Below are 16,456 nucleotides of genomic sequence, written 5' to 3'. Positions count from 1 at the left end.
TAATTAAATTCTTTTTGGTTGCTAAACTAATAGGTGGTGAGGCCAGTGCAATTTTTTTATCTTATGCAAGCGGAAGCTTTTATCCTGAGTTGTCAATTACAACTCCATTGATTATGATTTGAAGCACACTTTAAATGAATTATATATGTCTTATAAACTAAATAATGGTCTAAATTCAGTGGGTTATCCGATACTTTATACTTTTAGACGTTGCCCTTATGCGATTAGAGCAAGAATGACGCTTGCATATTCTAAGATTAAAGTAGAACAACGTGAGGTTGAGCTTAAAAATAAACCTCAGGAAATGCTTCACATCTCTCCAAAAGGGACTGTTCCGGTATTAATTTTAGAAAATGGTCGTGTGATTGATGAAAGCGTTGACATTATGATTTGGGCCTTAACACAATCTGACCCTGATGGTTGGCTATCTATCGAGCAACAAGATAAGTGTTATGAATTAATTCATTTGAATGATATAAAATTTAAACCCATTTTGGACAATTATAAATACCCACAAAAATCAGAGAAAAAAGATCCGCTTTACTATAGAGAGGAAGCCCAAGAATATCTCTATGAATTAAATTCGTTATTAATGCAAAATCACTTCCTTTTAGCAAACCATATCAATATGGCCGATATTGCTCTGTTTCCCTTCATAAGGCAATTTTACATGGTTGATCCAAATTGGTTTGCACAAGGTGACTATAAATATTTACATGCATGGTTACAATTTTTTTTAGATTCAGAATTGTTTTTTACTGTGATGAAAAAACTTTAAATGGTTCCAAAAGATAATTTATGATTTTTTGCTTCTTTTCGTACACCTATCTCAGGATGAATGTTTTGTATAATTGCAGCCATTTCTTGTATGAACACAAGGTTTATTTTCAAATTGTAGTGTTGTGTGGTAAACCGAAAACTTGGTGGCAAGCATTTCTTGAAGCAGGGGTAATAACTCTTCTGAATGATTATATGCACTATCATAAACTACATGAGCAGTAAGGCTGGGTTTCCCGCTAGTAAGTGCCCAAAGGTGGAAATCATGTACACTCAAAATACCGGAAATTCGGTACATTTCAGATTTTATTTCCTCAACATCCATACCTTCCGGCACTCCTTCAAGAAGGATATTAATAGTTTCCTTTAACAAGATCCAAGCACGAGGCAAAACCCATAAACCAATTGCAATGGCAATGAGAGAGTCTACCCATTCATAACCAGTCCAATGAATAATTAGCGCTCCAACCAATACACCAACAGAGCCAAGCATATCGCTCCATACTTCAAGATAAGCACTTTTCACATTCAGGTTTTTGTCTTTTCCGCTTGAAAGTAGTTGCATACTGACTAAGTTAATCAACAATCCAATTGCTGCAATAACAAACATGCCTACCGTCTGTATGCTCGCGGGTGCATAGAGGCGTTGATACGCTTCATATAAAATGTAAAGGGCAACAAAAAAAAGTAAAATTGCATTAAAAGCAGCTGCAAGAATTTCAAAACGATGATAACCAAATGTTTTTCGTAAATTAGCGGGGCGTTCGGAAAGATGGACTGCTGTCAGAGAGATGGCTAGTGCGCTGGAATCAGTTAACATGTGTGCTGCATCTGAAAGAAGGGCTAAGCTTCCCGTGATAAGTCCCCCTACTACTTCAACAATTAAATAGGTTGATGTGAGAATAAATGCCATCCAAAGATATTTTTTATTCTGATTCGTTGGAGTTGCATGACTATGGTCGTGGGACATCCACTTACTCCTGTTTTCAAAACGCTCTTTTCTTACTAATAGAATAGATGAAATATCATATTTGATATCTGAAGCTGAATTGTAACACATCTGAGCCACACTGCTATTTTTAGCAGAAGTATTGGACCTATTTCAAGATTTTCACCGGGATGTTTGAGGTGGCTATTTATTTATTACACCATTGAGCCAACGCATGGATTCCTGCTGTTAAATCCTCTTCACTTCCCCCAAACGATAAACGTACATAACCTTCTGTGCCAAATGCGATACCAGGCACAAGAGCAACATGGGCTTCTTCTAATGCTTGCTTACAAAACTCTGCGGAGTTCTGTTTTTTAAAACCCAGACTACTTAAGGAAATAAATACATAAAGAGAGGAAGCAGGTGGTTGTATGGTGAGATCAAAATACTGAGACAAGGCATTAATGAGAGTATCTCTTCTTTTTTGCATGCATTGCTTCACCCAGGAACGCACATTCTCTAGTTCATTTAATGCCCCAACAGCTGCCCATTGACTTAAAGTAGTCACGCCACTGGTACTTTGGCTTACTAATGCAGTGAGTGGCTGGATAAGGTGCTGAGGAGCAAACACAAAGCCGATTCGCCAACCGGTCATGGCAAAATTTTTTGAACAACTTTGAATGATAATGATATGATCCTGAAATTGGGGAAAGGAACCACAAGAGATATAATTGTGCTCATTGTAGGTCAGAGCGCTATATACCTCATCAGCAATAACTAAAAGTCCCTGCTCATGAGCGATTTGCAATAATTCGGCAAGCTCGGATTCAGTATATAATGCACCGGTTGGATTCGTGGCATTATTCAGAATAAGGAGTTTACTTTTAGTAGTACATGCGTTTTTGAGTGCTTGTGGTGTCAGCTTCCAGCTTGTTGTTTCTTGAGTTTCAACAATAACCGGCACACCACCAAACAATTTGCTCATGGCGGGGTAGGAAACCCAATAGGGAGAGGGGATAATGATTTCATCGTGTTCTTGCACTAATAATTGCATCAATAAGTAAATTCCAAATTTTCCACCATTAACGACAAGGCAGTTTTCTTTTTGGAATGAGCACCCATACACTTCATTCATCCATTCACTTGCCAAAAGACGTAGTTCTGGAATTCCTGATACTGGAGGATAAAGAGTATGTCCTTGCTCTAAAGCGTGTGTCGCCGCAGTGACAATTGATGGATGAGGTGGAAGTTTGGGCTCGCCAGCACTTAGATTATAAATTTTAATGCCCGCATTGATTTTTTGCTGAGCTAATGAGTTGATCACAACTGTTGCTGAATCTTCAGGTAAAATTTTCATTATTTTTGTACCTTTCTTGAGTTTGATATGATTATTTTGAATAAACGATTGATAAATTCCTCTGGTAAATGATATTGCTTGGATAAATGCTCATAAAACTCAAACAATTGTTTTTCTCGCGAGCGGTCTACTATTTTTTTCCTTTCTTTGGATTTTAAAACGCCAATTTGTTTCGATAACTCTTGACGCTTTGCTAAGATTTCAATGATGCACGCATCTGTTTGTTCAATTTGTTTTCTCAATTCTTCGAGCGTATACATTATGTTCTCCTTACTTGAGAAGACTTACGTTATCGCGATACTTTTTTACCAGGATAAAAGCAGTTCGATTCGGATAGCTGTCTTGAATATTTGCTGCTTTTATTTCCAAACCATAGAGTTCGGCACATCGTGCTGGTGCAATGACTGCGGCATGAAATGGCAGTGTTCCTTCTGCTAAATCTTTAGCTGCTTTTGCTGTATCAATCCACTCTATTTGTTCGGTGTCTTTAAATTGTTTTTGTAGAAATTTGTTGCATTGAGCTAATCCTTGAGGATGGGATGCGATGTGAGTAATTTGATTGTCCTGAATTCCAGGATTTACAAGCAAGCATTGATTAATTTCATGCCATAATTCGCCAACAGGAGTAAATAAATGTCTTCCCATTGCTTGGAACGTTGATTTTACTAATCCTCCTAAAAGATTAACAACAGGCACGATACCCAGATCAATGGTTTCATTTTCAATGGCATTGAGAACACCTTCCATATCCAGTAAATGAATAAGAGTCGGGTCAATTCCTTTTTGCTTGGCATAAATTAGGGCCGCTTCTTCAGAAAACGAACCCGCATCACCGGAAATACCAAATAAAGTAGTCATACGAGTTCCTCCATGGGTAATTCTTTTTTTTCTAAAGAGCGTAACTTAGCTAATTCCAATAGAAAAGTTTCTGTTTGCTCCCAGCTTAAACAGGGGTCGGTGATAGATAGACCGCTTAAATCAAGAGCTTCTGAGTTCATTGGATCTACTTTTTGACTGCCTTCTTTGATAAAACTTTCAACCATAAATCCTTTGACCAATGATTTTAAATCAGGATGTTTTTTAAGGTTTTTTAAAACCCTAAAAGCAATCGATGGTTGTAATTGATGATTTTTTTTGCCATCTACCAGACAATTATCATGACTCACGTCAACAATGACAGAAGGGTTGGCTATATGATGTAGATCCATAGAGCACTTCACTTCTTTAAGATGAGCAATGGAATAATTAGGTGCATGGTTTGAGCCGCGTAAAACCAGATGAGCATGATGATTGCCATGGGTTTGCACTTCATAACCATCAAATACAGCGACATGAGCGTGTTGTGAGGCAACAATACTATTTACCCCCACAGCTAACGAACCGTGTGTGGGATTTTTTAATCCTACAGCGCAATCTAGAGCGGAAGCAAAAATTCGATGCTCTTGATCCTCTGAACTGCGGGCACCAATTGCTACCCATGAGAGAAGCTCAAGAAATCCTTTGGCATTATGGGTAAATAAAGCTTCATCAGCAATTGGAAGTCCCATTTCGATGACTTTAATCATCATGTCTCGCGTGTATTTTATTCCAGCTGCGATATCCGGGGGAGAAAATAAATCGGGTTGGTTTACAGGCCCTGTCCATCCTTTAGTTGTTCGGGGCTTTTGAATATATACCCTCATGATTAATTTTAATTCATGTTTTACTTTCTCATTTAATTTCGCTAATTGTTTGGCATATTCCAGAACAGCCTTTTTAGGCCAGGCAGAACAAGGACCCACAATCATTAAAAGACGATGATCACGGCCTTCTAAAATTGCTTTGATTTCTTCTCTATCGCGAGCAATTTGCTGAGAGGCAGCATGAGATAAGGGGATTTCTTGAATAACTTCTTCTACTGGAGGTAGTTTTTTTAAAACCGAGTAGCTCATAATCCCCTCCTACACCCAGTAGGGGCTTTGGATAGATCATGAGAACTACGCCGCGATTGATGATGCATGATGTACACTCCTCTTTGGTTCTATCCAACTCCCATCTTTTTATAGTCTAGGAATTCGGGTACCAAACCCCCAGACTAAGCTGGGGGTTGGAGTGTAAGTTTATTCTACCTAACCACCCAGCGCCGGGCTAAAAAAGCTAAAATAAAAAAAGCAAGCAACGGCTTGTTTAAAAGCTGCTTTTCTATTTAACTTTTGGTGTACGGTAGAATGAGACATGGGAAAATCAAAAAAATTTATTTGTGCTATTAATATACAATTTAGTAGAGGGTTCTGTCAATACCCTAAGAATATTGAAATAATTTGCACAACAGAACTGCTAACTCTCTTTCGATTAAGGCCACATCTAATTTTGCTGCTTTTTTTATGACTTGCCAGCAACTTGCAATAGGGCTATATTTTTTACTTCTCTTCCTAAAACAGTAAAAAATGACCAAAATCGCGCTTTACTTAGCTGGTGGTGGAGCCCGTGGAGCCTATCAGGCAGGGGTGCTTAAAGCGATCAGCACAATTCTTGATACAAAAAAAATTCCTTTCAATATAATTAGTGGAGTGAGCGTTGGCAGTATTAATGCGGCGGTAATCGCTGAAAATGCACTGGATTTTCCTGCCGGCGCAAACAAATTAAATGAATTATGGAATAATATTACGTGTCAGCATATTTTTAAGTCCAGTAATTATGCGCTGAGTATATCGGCTATGCGTAATATGAGCAGTATGCTGACCAAGCAACGTCTTTTGGGCCATATTCTTGATACTTCGCCTTTGCACCAGTTTATTAATAACATCATTAATTTTGAGGTACTAGACAGTGTTATCAAGAATAAGCACTTAGAAATGATGGAAATTATCAGCAATTGCTATGAAATGCAGAAAACCATCTCTTTTTATCAACATCATGCAGAAGATTTTGAGGATTGGGATGATCCACTTCATAGCAGTCAACGCGTTACCCTGCAAATGAAGTATTTTCTGGCATCGACCTCATTACCTTTATTTTTTCCGCCTGCAAAAATCGATGGACTTCATTATGGAGATGGTCATGTGGGATTAGCCGCTCCTCTACGTGGCGCTATCCGTAGTCAGGTAGATAAAATTTTAATTATTGGTACACGTACATTACCAAGTATGGACGCTTCAGAAAAATTACGGAACGGCGATATTGATTTTTCGCGTGTTTTAGGGGGGATGGTTAATGGATTGTTTTTAGATAATCTTGAGCGTGATCTAGAGATGGTAAGTCATATGAATCATATGGCACGCATGGTTCCTGCAAGAGATCATTCTCATTGGCGACCTATCCAAACCTTACATCTACGACCCAGTGTGGATGTAGCCAATCTGGCTCAATCTCAATACAATAATATACCTATGCTCTTGCGCATTCTGCTTAATTTTCTTGGTGCTAAGCGTCACTCTGGTGACTTACTGAGCTTTCTTTTATTTGAAAAAGCATTCACTCGTGAATTAATAAAATTAGGTTTTGATGATACAATGGCAGTACATGATTCTGTTTTAGATTTTTTTAAGACGTAGCTTATCTTGAGCACTACTATTCAAGTACATTGAAGTGTATGGCAATTGATAAAAGTAATACGATTAAAAAGAAAATCCCTGTAAAAGCCATAGTTCCTTTCTTTCTGTCTAGAAAAATCGTATAAGAAATGTAATTCAACAGTTCGGAGCATAAAAATCAAGAAAGACCCTAATCTTGGGTAGTTCAGATCCATGAGGCTGATAAAAAGTAAAAACTTCATATCGTTTAAATTCGATTTCTGGAAGAAGTTGTATTAGTGTTTTTTCCTTAAGTGCATTTTCAACCAATCTATCACCTGTTAAAAAGAGGCCTATTCCGTTTTTACATGCTTGGTTTAGTGCATTAAAATCATCCATAAAAAGTATTGGTTTTGGACAGGGTAGGTATGTTCCATTTTCTAGTGGGAGTTCTGTAGCTGGTTTTCTTAAACTATGCGAAATAAAAGGAAATGACATGAGATCAGAGGCCTGAACAGGCATTCCGTATTTTTCAATTAAGCTTGGGGCTGCACAGAGGATGTTGGTAACAGGCCTCATCTTTCTATATTTTAATTGATCGGTAAATGGTGGAATCTCAGGGAAGCCAACCATCACATCGATGTCTTTTCGTGCTAAGTCATTGTCTTGTTCAGAGAATAAAAGCTCACACTCAATTAAGGGATATTTTTCAATAAAATCAGAAAGCCTGTCTAAAATTAACGCGCTTGCAAGAATGGTCGAAACCAAAACTGTAATTTGACCCTGGGGAACCGTGCGCCGTGATTCAATAAATTGTTCGATGAGTTGGGTTTCTTGAAGTAATCTCTGACATTTTTCCAGAAGCAGGATACCAAATAAAGTCAGCTGAACCTTGCGTGTGTCTCGAATAAAGAGTTTTTCACCCAATTGATATTCCAGTTTTTTGATTTGCTTGCTCACAGCCGTTGCCGTGATATTCAACTCCTCTGCGGCGCGATTGTAATTGAGATACTCTGCAACTTTTATGAAACATCTTAATTGAGAAAGATTAAACATAACAAATAATTAGTTATTAAATATATGTATTATTATAAACTAATGGTTCACAATTGCGGAAATAATGTTGATTAATATTGGAACAATTAATGTATAGAATATAAATAAATCAAAGCAATTAGAGGTTTATTATGAAATATCAATATCATCATGTGGGAATACCGGTCACTGAACCTCGTTCTGGTGAGCGTTATAGTTCTGTTATGGACATGTACACCTCAGGAGGAGAGTTACCTGGTCGAATTCAATATCATCGGTTTGGCCCTAATTGTCCCCTGCATCGATTGATTCAAACTCAACCGCATATAGCCTACAAGGTTGGGAGTATTGATGAAGCGATAAATGGAAAACATGTTCTTTTGGAACCTTATTTTCCATTAAAAAATTTTAGAGTGGCTATGGTAGAGGAGCATGGAGCTATAATTGAGTTCATTGAAACAAGCTTATCTGAAGATGAAATTTGGGATGAATCAAAGCACCAGGATTCAATGTTGTATCCTAAAAAAAACAAAGCAGTGCAGATTAGGCTTTGAAGAAAGGTACAAACAAAATAAGCGTAACCTGGTGCAAGCACTCGCTACCGTACTACACTACTCCAGTTCATCGTATTTTAAATGAAATCAAATATCAGCAATGATAAAAAACGGGTATAAATGTTTACACTGCACGCCCAATGATTTAAAGTTGCTCAATTTGATTTATGTTGAGATTATTTATGTTTGGCAAACTATTAGAAAGTTCAATAGGGTTAAGTATGCGGTATTACTCAAACCAAGCTTATGAAACTGCGGCAGGTATTTTCCTTCAAGTTGAACGATTTGGATTTGGTTACACTAGAGAATTTGTCCAAGATCCTAAAGCGATGCTCCAAAAATTAATCTCTAAAGCTCGAAGCAGTGAAGAGGGATATAGTGTGATCAGCTTGGGATATTTGGGCGGAAACTATGCGGTAATCACACCACGATCTCAATCTCAGCTCATTGAATTAATAAATCAATTTGACAAAGAACAATCGAGTCGCAAGGGACATGCTTCATTTAAATTTTTTTCTGGAAACGATTTTTTTATTATTTCAGATATTGGACATGATGCGATGTTATCGAGAAAAAATCTCTCTCGTTTTCTTACACCATCACGTCTTGCTTACCCCACGATCACAGAAATTGAAAAGACCGTAGTTGTTGATACAGACATTCCAACCAGGCATATAGTCTGCGCTATTGTACGTGCTGTTATGGTAGAAAATATGTTGGGGATCAAACAATTACCGGACAATACTTATGATGTAATGGAGTCTTATCGAAATGACGTAAAGCGGTGGGGCGCATTCCCTTTTCCTGAATTACTTAATTTTATGCCGAGTTTAAGAAAAAAACGAGATGCTTACCGTGCTTTTTCAAGAAGTATTTTAGAGCAAGAATTCGAAAAAGTTGTTGAAGTACTTCATCAAAATGATCATCCAGGAAACGCTAATTTACTTGCTGCTTCAATCGTTAGTTTATTTAAAGAAGAAAATCCAACGCTTACAGGGGAAGAGCTGTCATCTGCCTTAAAATCTTTATCAACGGAGGAGATTAGAAGATATTTTGAAAATCCTATGGTTCAATCATTGCCAATGATCCTAAAAGCTGCAGATAACCTCACGGATGCAATTGTACTATGTCTTGAGCAAATTGCAGCAGACCCCAAAAAATTTGAAATTCTTCGAGATGAAATTGAAAGAGCTCATTTTGCGTTGAGTGAAGAGTTAGATATCAGAACTCTTAAGTCATTGCCTGTATTGGATGCTTTTTATAAAGAGTCAGTTCGGTTTGATGCTCCCGTGGCGGTACCCAGATATACCCAAAATGGATATTCATCTGATTCAATGACCATACCCCCTAATACGATGATTATATTTGATTTACATGCTTTAGCTAAAGGGGAGCAATACTGGACTAATCCAAATGAATTTGACCCGACACGTTTTTTGCAAGCTGAGCAACAACATGTTGATGAAGAGAAGTCGATTGGCATTAAAAATAACCATCATACAATAGGCCAATTCCCATTTGTTCCTTTTTCTGTAGGCATGCGTAATTGCCCAGCATTTGCAGTGACCGAAGTTTTATTTAAAGTAGCTATTGCTAAATTTGTTGCAAGCTATGAACTTCAATTTGTTGAAAAAGACAGTGATGATTCAATATTGCATATTACATCCAGTGATAAATCCTTGAAACCAACAAATTCGGTGTCAATGTGAGTCGTTTATACGGTGCAGATCATGTATCATTTTAATGTGAGGACGACCTCACCCATTATGGTTGCATGCGGGACGGCCCGACTTTTCAAAGGAGGGCTGTATGGCATGGGTTTTATTGGTTTTTGCTGGTGTATTTGAAGTAGTCTGGGCATTTTTCATGAAGCAGTCTCTTGGTTTTACCAGGATTTTGCCTAGTATTATCACAATTGTAACGATGATTGCGAGTTTTGTTCTCTTGTCAATATCAATGAAAACACTTTCATTGGGAACAGCTTACACGATTTGGACTGGTATTGGTGCCGTTGGTGCTTTCCTAGTTGGTCTCATCATTTTGGGTGAACCTGTAAACACCATGCGAATTGTTGCGGCAGTATTGATTGTTTCTGGGCTTTTGATGATGAAGCTGTCTTCATAGATAGGAGGTAGTGTGACTTGGATAAGCTATTTTTGCTACCAATAGGTAAAAACCAATTAACAGAAAATCTGCTAATTGGTTGGAATGTAAATTAAATCAAGCATACATCGTGTGTCGGATTTCTTCGAATCGAGCCTGATCCTGTTCTTGCATTTTTTCAGCTGCATGTAACTCCTCTTGCTCTTGTTCTTGCTGGGTTTTTAATTTCATGAACTCAATCATATTTTGAGTTTTTAATTCTTGCAAAATAGCAGCTAATAAAAGGTCAGTAGTAGTTTGCAAACTGATTTCTTGAGGTTGTTGTGTTTTTTGCGCTCCTTGCATTTCTGATGAGGGAGTAATTTGTTTTTGATTAAAAAAACGTTGTGATCTCGGATTAGAATCAGGTTGTTTTGATTTATTATTTCCATTTTTTAAACGAGCATTTTCTTTTTTATACATGGTGATCTCCTTTTCCTTGTGAGTCCCCTTCAGATTAATATAAATATTGTCTTAAATGCAAATGTTTTTTTCAGTTTTAATAAATTTTGTTTCTTTGTGGTCAATATTACTCATATTGATGTCATACGTCCTATTTGTCCGAAATATAATATAGATTTGCGACATTAAACGAATACTTAAGTGTCAGAATCTATTAAATTTATTAATCGTTCCATATGAAAAATGCTTCAAATTTAAAGTAAAATTTGATCTTAAAATAGAACCTGCCGAGTTGGATCCTTTATAATGCTGTTTTGAAAGTAATGCTGGAGAGCTGGGGATGAGAAGCGCAAGTTGTACAAAAGTACAATCAAATGAGCAGGATCCAAAATTAAATTATAAACAAAAGTTTAATATTGATGTTGCCAGTGGGTTAATTGCAGGTGTATCCAACTCGGGGTTTTTTAATCCATGGGATCGCGCTTTGTATTTATCTGTGAAATATAACCGACCTTTTCTGTCAGTGCAAAATTTTAAATCTCCATATCAGGGTTTTTCGCAAGCAATAGTGCAACGTGCGTTTCTTGGAAGTATTTACTATATTGCTCAAGGAGAGCTCAAATCGTACCTTTTTCCTTATCTGCAGCATAATTTAGGTTTTAGCCAAACAGTCGCTCAATTTTATGTAGGTATGGCAGCAGGAAGCATTGGAGGGGCATTAACCAATAGTATTTCTGCTATCAAATATCATACATGGGGACAAGAGAGTGCATCTTTTCGCTTGAGCGTTCGTGACATGTGGACTCTTGGAGGTATTAAACCCTTTCTAAAGGGAACTACGGCAACGATGACACGCGATATGGTCTTTGGAAGTACATATGAAATGTTACGGAGTTTGATGAAAACAACGAGTAAAAAATCAGGAAATACAGCTCTTGGATCGAATCAATCGTATGTTGAGTTTCTCTATAATGCAAGTGCAGCTGCAGTCGCCACCATTGCATCAAGTCCATTCAATTATGTTCGCAACATGCAATATGCAACACCTCCAAATCTCAAACCGCCATCTGCATGTGAGGTATTCACTAAAGTGTGGAATGAATCAAAAACACCACAGCAATCCTTCTTAAGCCGATTGAGTTTTTTTCAGCAACAATTCAGAATTGGATGGGGTACAGCACGAGTTGCAGTTGGAATGGCTGTTGGTCAAAAATTATTTGATTACACTCAAGCACACCTGAGTAATTTATTCTCAGAGACATCAGAGAACAGTTTGAAAAAATAATCAGCTAAGAAAGCGTAGCTTGGAGTTTACCAGACAAATCAAAATTTGTTCCCTTGGTTTTTTACCAAAGCTGATTACTTAAAAAATAAGGAGAGGTTTTAAATGAATCGATATACAGGGGAATGTTTATGTGGTGCATGTCGCTATGTGATTACTGGGAAAAAGCCTGCAGCAATGTATTTATGTCATTGCAGTCGATGTAGAAAAGAAACTGGCTCGATTCACGGAGCTAATGTTTTTTTTGATGGCTCTCAATTATCTTGGGAAAGAGGTGAAAAAAATATCGGCTATTTCAAACTGCAAGATACCAGAAAGGAACGTATTTTTTGCAAGACCTGTGGAAGCCCGCTCCCGAGACAAAATGGAAAGGGCAACGTGGTTTTACCAGCGGGGACACTTGATAATGATACATACCTAGAGCCAACTGCTCATATTTTTTATGCGAGTAGAGCATCTTGGGAAGACAAGCTTATCAATTTACAACGATTCGATGAGTTACCAAAGTAGACTGAAGTATGCAAATGAAAAGTCAGTATAAGTCTGACTTTTTCTATATTATCAGGTCTTGACCAACATGACCTGATTTTTTTCGATATTCACACATCATTTATATCTTAATTCCAACCCGTAAAAACTATTTTTTAACCATGCACTTTATATTCATAATGGCTAACATATAATCTATAATCTCAAGCTTAGAGCATTTGAGAGAAAAAAATATGCCGAAGTCTGTTATTCTTGCTACTAAAAAAAGCGAATTTTTTATAACCATTGCTAAAAAAGGTATTCATAGTTTCGTCATGCTGGGGATTATGGTAGATGGAAAACCTGAGATTTTAGCGAAGGTAGGTAAGGGGAATGTAATCGACAAAGACTTTGGAACAAGTTGTAGTGACAAATTCACCCTATTTGGAAAAATTGTGGGAAGCCATTCTGATGCTTCATTAATGGATGAAGGACGCGATACAAGTGACTCAGACATTAGCTATCAAGCATACTCTATAACTTATGAACACTATTTAGAATTTTTAGCAATCACTAGAGATATTCATCAGGATCAGCTTGAGTACTATAAAAAAAGAAAAGTTCCAAATGTTCCAGTTAAAAAATTAACCTATCCAGAAAGAGGTGTATTTAACCTTAGAGAAGGCATCAAGTGTTATATTCCTGAGGAAGAACCATCAGAACAAATAACATTGAGATATCAAAAAATTGATACTTTTGATAAGGCAAGCACTTTTAATAATGAACGAATTCGTCAAGGTATCGTTGATGGAGCAAGAGAAATTAGTACATCGAACACATGCCGTACTACAGCATGCGATATTCTTAATTACACCTTACAATATTCTCCTAATGTTCCCTCTTTATTTGTTACTGGGCTTGATTACAAAATAAAACTGATAAAAGGACAACTACCTCAAAATGGGTTTTATATTCTTCCACCTCCACCCAATTGTTTTAAGGTAAATCCTACTCAAATGGAAGTACTCAACGAATTGTATAAAAAAATTGAGGATCTGCCCAAAAATCACCCCAATTTAGATGCTACAAGAAAAAAATTTAACGAATTAAAACGCCTATATCAAGAAATAGCAGGCGAACCTCAATTATCATTGAATCAACTTTTAAAGAAAATTACGGATCACAGAGCAGCCAATAATTCATTATTTAACGTTCGTAGAAGTCAAAGTATTTTTAGCGGTTTAGTTGAGGCGCTTGGGTTTAAAACAGGTACTCAGCAGGCTTATGACCGAATGACAAAAGTTGTAATCGAAGAAATCAAAAGGGGAAAGGAAGGCCAAGTAATAATAGATAGAAGAGAAGATACATCTCAATTGGGTGATTCTCTGCTTTTGCAAAAGATACCATCCATGTAAGTAAGTTCTACGGGCTAATCACGACTGGTCTTTCAAGTCAAAAGAAATTCGCTGTTGGTGTATCAGCCTATGTAGTTGGGCTGCCCCCTTTTTTAATAACCATTGGGCTGATATGCAAATGATTTATCTCATTTGTACAAGTTCATAATAGTAAGGGGATATGGGTTTTCCGCTTCCTTGGCTATGCGACCATAGCTTCTTCGGCGAGTCCAGCACTACTATCTTACTGTTGATGTAAGGTAAATTAAAATCTTTGGGATCTGTAGAAATTAAAATTAAAATCCTGCCAGAAAACATTGTTGCATTTGACCAGTATTGATACATCAAACTATTCATACCAAAAATATGTCTCCCAATAACGGGATAAATGTTTTGGATTTTTCCATGTTCCAATAGTTTTGCTTGATAAAATGCAAGCTCACTTCCTACATTATATGCATCCAAAGGAACAAGGATGGGTTCGATATTTCTTGTGTCGCTCACATTTTTTGCTAAATCATGGAATTGCGCGGCTAAGTTTTCCCAGGAAATCATTTTTTGAAAAAATATTTTTGATGCTTTTTCAGAAACTCCGAAAGCTATCATGACGATTAAGAGAACATAGCAAGGCAATAAAAAAAATGAGCTTAAATGCCATTCCTTGTGGAATTTGTTTTTAGAAATCAGTAGTGCAAGCCAGGGAATAATGGATATTAGTCCTGGACCTATCCAGTCTAATCTAATGGCATGATTAAGACTATATACTCCAAAAAAACCCAAAGGAAACAGCGTAAATATTTGCAAGAAGCGTTGTGTTTTTACTTCAATGTTGATCGATTTTTTATTCCATAAAAGATAAAGACCCATTACGCCAGAAGGCAATAAAAACAGAAAAACCAATCCAATAAAATGATGAAAGGAAAAGCGATGAGCTGGCTTAAATCGACGCACGCTTTGAAATACAAATGAAGCCCATTCATGCATGAAATTCCAATAAATTACTGGAGTAAAAAAGAGAAGGGCTATCAATGCACAAAGATAAGGTTCTTTCTTAATAAACCAATATCGTGCTGAAGGTACTGTGATTAAATAAAGAAGTACAGCTGGACCGAGTAATACAATTGTATATTTGGACAACATTCCTAAACCAAGCCATATACCTGCTTTGTACCAGGAATTAGATTCATCGAAAATAAATATGCGATAAAAATAATAGAGTGTGGCTGACCAACAAAGCAGAACCGGTTGATCAGGTGTTATTAGAGTAGACTGTATAAAATAAAATGGCATTAGTGATAGTAATAATACTGCATACAGACCAGCTCCTCGATGAATTAATTCAGTTAGTTTGAAACTGAAAAAGGCAGCTCCTCCCCAACAAAGCAGCGCGGGAATACGAACAGCAAACTCATTAGTACCAAAAATCAAGGTGGAAATTTTGATAAGCAAAGCGACCATGGGGGGATGGTCCAGATAACCAAAATCGAGATGTTGTGAATAATTCCAGTAGTAGGTTTCTTCAACAAGCAAGTTATGTGAGCCAATGCATAAAAGGCGAATTGCTACGGAAAAAAAAATAATCGAAAATGAGAATAATACCCTGATGTCTTGGCTTACTCCATTATCGGTAACAGTAATATTTTCGGATTTAAGTATGGAAGTCATTATCCCTGTGCTGAAAACTTAAACAGACTACATCTTATCCTTTTTCGTTATATTTTTACAAACACATTCTTCGTTTGCATTAAAAATTTTTAATGCATGAGTACCTTGAGGATATTCAGTTTTCTTTCGCATATCCTCCAAACTTGTAAAGAAATTAAATGTCCAATTGTGATCTTGATAAGAAGCGGTATTACGTCCTGATGTTGTACCTGCATCTCGCTCAAGAAACCCCTTTTCAGAATCAGAATCTATAATATTAACCATGGCATGAATTGGATTGGATGCATCCTTCTTAACCAGACAAACGCCTTGATTTAAACCTATATCTTCAAAATCACAATCAATGATTTTATATTTTGTTTTGCTGGTCAGTGCTTGAATAAGTACTTGAATGTCTGCAATTTGCGTACTCACCTTAATTTCAAAAACAGATTTTTCCTTATTGTAGGTAATACTGACATTATTTCTATTTAAAGTATCATCATATTTTTGTAAGAGCTTTAAAATTACACTTTTTTCATTACGGACATTTACTTTTTTAGTATTGCACGATAATGAAATGAAATACATTACGTTCTGTTTTGTTTGGGGTTCAGTTTCAGATTGAAAATCTTTAACGTCTTCCTGCATCGCGACGACATGCTCTGTTGAAGCCAAGCACGAAACCGGTAAGGTGGGAGCATTAGGTGCTCTTGAAATGAGGTAATGTTCTTTATCTATCTTGCATTTCTTTACCATAGAAGTATTTACGTCAACTTTTCTCCCATGAAACATATAAGCTGAGTAACCTGATTCACGTGATGTATGTGGGGGCGTTTCCGAGTGATGTTTCTTCATGAACTCATCGATTTTTCTTTGCTCATCTTTGTCTTCTATGGGCACAATTTTTTTGCCAATTTCTTTATAATAGTGCTGTTCACGTTGGCTTAATTCACGTTTTCTTTTCAAGGTCATAGTT

At 36.9% G+C, this 16,456-nt stretch carries 17 protein-coding genes; 8 read left to right on the top strand and 9 right to left on the bottom strand.

The genetic code is table 11. The features are described 5' to 3' along the window. Positions 1–145 precede the first annotated feature (145 nt). The gene (locus Ltuc_RS13110) at positions 146–778 is read left to right on the top strand and encodes a glutathione S-transferase (protein ID WP_058521813.1); all 633 of its coding nucleotides are present in this window, start codon (positions 146–148) and stop codon (positions 776–778) included. A gap of 51 nt (positions 779–829) precedes the next feature. Here Ltuc_RS13110 and Ltuc_RS13105 read toward each other — a convergent pair whose 3' ends face one another. The 5 genes from Ltuc_RS13105 to Ltuc_RS13085 form a co-directional block, all read right to left on the bottom strand. Further along, complete coding sequence (locus Ltuc_RS13105) at positions 830–1,747, bottom strand: cation diffusion facilitator family transporter (protein WP_058521812.1); 918 nt, start codon at positions 1,745–1,747, stop codon at positions 830–832. A 166-nt stretch (positions 1,748–1,913) separates the two neighbouring features. Further along, positions 1,914–3,065 carry a pyridoxal phosphate-dependent aminotransferase gene (locus tag Ltuc_RS13100; protein WP_058521811.1) on the bottom strand — a complete coding sequence of 384 codons (1,152 nt, stop codon included), beginning with the start codon at positions 3,063–3,065 and terminating at the stop codon, positions 1,914–1,916. Next, positions 3,065–3,325: a chorismate mutase gene (locus tag Ltuc_RS13095; RefSeq protein WP_058521810.1), complete on the bottom strand. Its 261-nt coding sequence runs from the start codon at positions 3,323–3,325 to the stop codon at positions 3,065–3,067. The genes Ltuc_RS13100 and Ltuc_RS13095 overlap by 1 nt, the downstream gene beginning before the upstream one ends. 10 nt (positions 3,326–3,335) lie before the next feature. After that, complete coding sequence (locus Ltuc_RS13090; protein WP_058521809.1) at positions 3,336–3,923, bottom strand: prephenate dehydratase domain-containing protein; 588 nt, start codon at positions 3,921–3,923, stop codon at positions 3,336–3,338. Next, positions 3,920–4,996 carry a 3-deoxy-7-phosphoheptulonate synthase gene (locus Ltuc_RS13085; RefSeq protein WP_058521808.1) on the bottom strand — a complete coding sequence of 359 codons (1,077 nt, stop codon included), beginning with the start codon at positions 4,994–4,996 and terminating at the stop codon, positions 3,920–3,922. Before Ltuc_RS13085 ends, Ltuc_RS13090 begins: the two co-directional genes overlap by 4 nt. Positions 4,997–5,491: 495 nt before the next feature. Between Ltuc_RS13085 and Ltuc_RS13080 the strand changes: the two genes are divergently transcribed. Beyond that, positions 5,492–6,598 (top strand): patatin-like phospholipase family protein, encoded by a 1,107-nt coding sequence (locus Ltuc_RS13080; RefSeq protein ID WP_058521807.1) that lies wholly within the window; start codon positions 5,492–5,494, stop codon positions 6,596–6,598. Between the two features lie 135 nt (positions 6,599–6,733). Here Ltuc_RS13080 and Ltuc_RS13075 read toward each other — a convergent pair whose 3' ends face one another. After that, a complete protein-coding gene (locus Ltuc_RS13075) occupies positions 6,734–7,612 on the bottom strand; it encodes a LysR family transcriptional regulator (RefSeq protein WP_058521806.1) in 879 nt (292 codons plus the stop codon). Positions 7,613–7,743: 131 nt separating this feature from the next. Between Ltuc_RS13075 and Ltuc_RS13070 the strand changes: the two genes are divergently transcribed. The 3 genes from Ltuc_RS13070 to Ltuc_RS13060 all read left to right on the top strand — a co-directional run bounded on the left by Ltuc_RS13070 (position 7,744) and on the right by Ltuc_RS13060 (position 10,269). Further along, complete coding sequence (locus Ltuc_RS13070; RefSeq protein ID WP_058521805.1) at positions 7,744–8,145, top strand: hypothetical protein; 402 nt, start codon at positions 7,744–7,746, stop codon at positions 8,143–8,145. 221 nt (positions 8,146–8,366) lie between these two features. Then, positions 8,367–9,854, top strand: coding sequence for a cytochrome P450 (locus Ltuc_RS13065; RefSeq protein WP_238584152.1), 1,488 nt, complete (start codon positions 8,367–8,369; stop codon positions 9,852–9,854). A 100-nt stretch (positions 9,855–9,954) separates the two neighbouring features. Further along, positions 9,955–10,269 carry a DMT family transporter gene (locus Ltuc_RS13060; RefSeq protein ID WP_058521803.1) on the top strand — a complete coding sequence of 105 codons (315 nt, stop codon included), beginning with the start codon at positions 9,955–9,957 and terminating at the stop codon, positions 10,267–10,269. Positions 10,270–10,365: 96 nt separating this feature from the next. Here Ltuc_RS13060 and Ltuc_RS13055 read toward each other — a convergent pair whose 3' ends face one another. Next, complete coding sequence (locus Ltuc_RS13055; RefSeq protein WP_058521802.1) at positions 10,366–10,710, bottom strand: hypothetical protein; 345 nt, start codon at positions 10,708–10,710, stop codon at positions 10,366–10,368. A gap of 319 nt (positions 10,711–11,029) precedes the next feature. Between Ltuc_RS13055 and Ltuc_RS13050 the strand changes: the two genes are divergently transcribed. The 3 genes from Ltuc_RS13050 (at position 11,030) to Ltuc_RS13040 (ending at position 13,854) form a co-directional block, all read left to right on the top strand. Continuing rightward, the gene (locus tag Ltuc_RS13050) at positions 11,030–11,974 is read left to right on the top strand and encodes a hypothetical protein (RefSeq protein ID WP_058521801.1); all 945 of its coding nucleotides are present in this window, start codon (positions 11,030–11,032) and stop codon (positions 11,972–11,974) included. Between the two features lie 102 nt (positions 11,975–12,076). Further along, complete coding sequence (locus Ltuc_RS13045) at positions 12,077–12,481, top strand: GFA family protein (RefSeq protein ID WP_058521800.1); 405 nt, start codon at positions 12,077–12,079, stop codon at positions 12,479–12,481. A 212-nt stretch (positions 12,482–12,693) separates the two neighbouring features. Next, positions 12,694–13,854, top strand: a complete 1,161-nt coding sequence (locus Ltuc_RS13040) for a hypothetical protein (RefSeq protein ID WP_058521799.1) — start codon at positions 12,694–12,696, stop codon at positions 13,852–13,854. A gap of 123 nt (positions 13,855–13,977) precedes the next feature. Here the strand turns inward: Ltuc_RS13040 and Ltuc_RS13035 are convergent, their stop codons facing one another. Both Ltuc_RS13035 and Ltuc_RS13030 read right to left on the bottom strand, forming a co-directional pair. Continuing rightward, the gene (locus Ltuc_RS13035) at positions 13,978–15,498 is read right to left on the bottom strand and encodes a glycosyltransferase family 39 protein (protein WP_058521798.1); all 1,521 of its coding nucleotides are present in this window, start codon (positions 15,496–15,498) and stop codon (positions 13,978–13,980) included. Between the two features lie 27 nt (positions 15,499–15,525). Next, positions 15,526–16,452, bottom strand: a complete 927-nt coding sequence (locus Ltuc_RS13030) for a hypothetical protein (protein WP_238584151.1) — start codon at positions 16,450–16,452, stop codon at positions 15,526–15,528. Positions 16,453–16,456 lie beyond the last annotated feature (4 nt).

Source organism: Legionella tucsonensis (assembly GCF_001468035.1).
In the GTDB taxonomy this organism is placed as follows: domain Bacteria; phylum Pseudomonadota; class Gammaproteobacteria; order Legionellales; family Legionellaceae; genus Legionella; species Legionella tucsonensis.
Note: the sequence above shows the minus strand (reverse complement) of the source record. Positions and strands in the feature narration are given on the sequence as shown.

Bases quoted from the DNA above. Each gene is read 5' to 3' on its own strand.
- Ltuc_RS13065 (WP_238584152.1), top strand. From the start codon at position 8,367: ATGCGGTATTACTCAAACCAAGCTTATGAAACTGCGGCAGGTATTTTC.
- Ltuc_RS13070 (WP_058521805.1), top strand. From the start codon at position 7,744: ATGAAATATCAATATCATCATGTGGGAATACCGGTCACTGAACCTCGT.
- Ltuc_RS13075 (WP_058521806.1), bottom strand. From the start codon at position 7,612: ATGTTTAATCTTTCTCAATTAAGATGTTTCATAAAAGTTGCAGAGTAT.
- Ltuc_RS13030 (WP_238584151.1), bottom strand. From the start codon at position 16,452: ATGACCTTGAAAAGAAAACGTGAATTAAGCCAACGTGAACAGCACTAT.
- Ltuc_RS13085 (WP_058521808.1), bottom strand. From the start codon at position 4,996: ATGAGCTACTCGGTTTTAAAAAAACTACCTCCAGTAGAAGAAGTTATT.
- Ltuc_RS13045 (WP_058521800.1), top strand. From the start codon at position 12,077: ATGAATCGATATACAGGGGAATGTTTATGTGGTGCATGTCGCTATGTG.
- Ltuc_RS13095 (WP_058521810.1), bottom strand. From the start codon at position 3,325: ATGTATACGCTCGAAGAATTGAGAAAACAAATTGAACAAACAGATGCG.
- Ltuc_RS13105 (WP_058521812.1), bottom strand. From the start codon at position 1,747: ATGTCCCACGACCATAGTCATGCAACTCCAACGAATCAGAATAAAAAA.
- Ltuc_RS13040 (WP_058521799.1), top strand. From the start codon at position 12,694: ATGCCGAAGTCTGTTATTCTTGCTACTAAAAAAAGCGAATTTTTTATA.
- Ltuc_RS13055 (WP_058521802.1), bottom strand. From the start codon at position 10,710: ATGTATAAAAAAGAAAATGCTCGTTTAAAAAATGGAAATAATAAATCA.
- Ltuc_RS13060 (WP_058521803.1), top strand. From the start codon at position 9,955: ATGGCATGGGTTTTATTGGTTTTTGCTGGTGTATTTGAAGTAGTCTGG.
- Ltuc_RS13110 (WP_058521813.1), top strand. From the start codon at position 146: ATGTCTTATAAACTAAATAATGGTCTAAATTCAGTGGGTTATCCGATA.
- Ltuc_RS13090 (WP_058521809.1), bottom strand. From the start codon at position 3,923: ATGACTACTTTATTTGGTATTTCCGGTGATGCGGGTTCGTTTTCTGAA.
- Ltuc_RS13035 (WP_058521798.1), bottom strand. From the start codon at position 15,498: ATGACTTCCATACTTAAATCCGAAAATATTACTGTTACCGATAATGGA.
- Ltuc_RS13080 (WP_058521807.1), top strand. From the start codon at position 5,492: ATGACCAAAATCGCGCTTTACTTAGCTGGTGGTGGAGCCCGTGGAGCC.
- Ltuc_RS13050 (WP_058521801.1), top strand. From the start codon at position 11,030: ATGAGAAGCGCAAGTTGTACAAAAGTACAATCAAATGAGCAGGATCCA.
- Ltuc_RS13100 (WP_058521811.1), bottom strand. From the start codon at position 3,065: ATGAAAATTTTACCTGAAGATTCAGCAACAGTTGTGATCAACTCATTA.